Genomic DNA, 691 nt, shown 5'->3' with positions numbered 1-691 from the left:
CGAGCCCGTACCAGGTGAGGGCATATTCCAGGTCGCCGGTTCGGCAGGTCCGCCTTGGCGCCCGCGCTCACCGGCACGCCGCCGGGCGCCGCGCCCCGGTCCAGCTCCACATAGAAGCCTGCGCCCCCTGCAAGGCCGCGCGCCGCCGCAATCTCCGCCGGGTCGCGGCGGAAGAAGGCGTCGCGCGCGGGGTCGTTGGCGGGGACGAAGACGCTCGTCTCCTCGGGAAACCGCAGCAAACCGGTGACCTGCTGCTCGCCCGCCACCTGCCCCTCGGCGCGGGTTCCGGCATCGCGCCGGGCCAGCGGCACGAAGCCGCGATTGACCAGCACGGGCGGACCGTCGGGGCGGATCAGCGGCGTGAAGACGAAATAGCCGGGCCCGCCCTTCAGCGTGCCGAGATCGTCGCCGGCGCGCCGTAGACCAGCGCCTCCTTGGCGTGGTCGTAGGTGCCGCGCAGCGTCACATGGCGGTATTCGTCGCGGGCGCGGTCGAGCGTGGGCCAGTCGGCGGCGGGCGGCAGCGGCGCGGGCGCGGCGGAGGCGCGGGCGGCGATGGTGGCGAGCAGATCGCGCTTCCAGGCGAGCCGCTCCAGCTGCCAGGTGCCCAGTCCCACCAGGATGGCGAAGGCGACGAGCGCGAGCACGGAGGCGACCAGGGGCGAGCGCCGCATGGCGGTCAGGCTCCGGAC

At 74.8% G+C, this 691-nt stretch carries 2 protein-coding genes; both read right to left on the bottom strand.

The genetic code is table 11. From position 1 onward, the window contains the following. The coding region (locus AC2W7M_RS26875; RefSeq protein ID WP_486136279.1) for an SURF1 family cytochrome oxidase biogenesis protein at window positions 1-353 on the bottom strand (353 nt) is incomplete at its 3' end. Between the two features lie 35 nt (window positions 354-388). Continuing rightward, window positions 389-691, bottom strand: a 303-nt coding sequence (locus AC2W7M_RS26870; RefSeq protein ID WP_486136277.1) for an SURF1 family cytochrome oxidase biogenesis protein, incomplete at its 5' end; no start/stop codon positions are given.

It is taken from the genome of Xanthobacter sp. BG11Y11_SDJG (assembly GCF_057364445.1).
The sequence above is the reverse complement of the archived record's forward strand: the minus strand, read 5'-3'. Positions and strand labels throughout refer to the sequence as shown.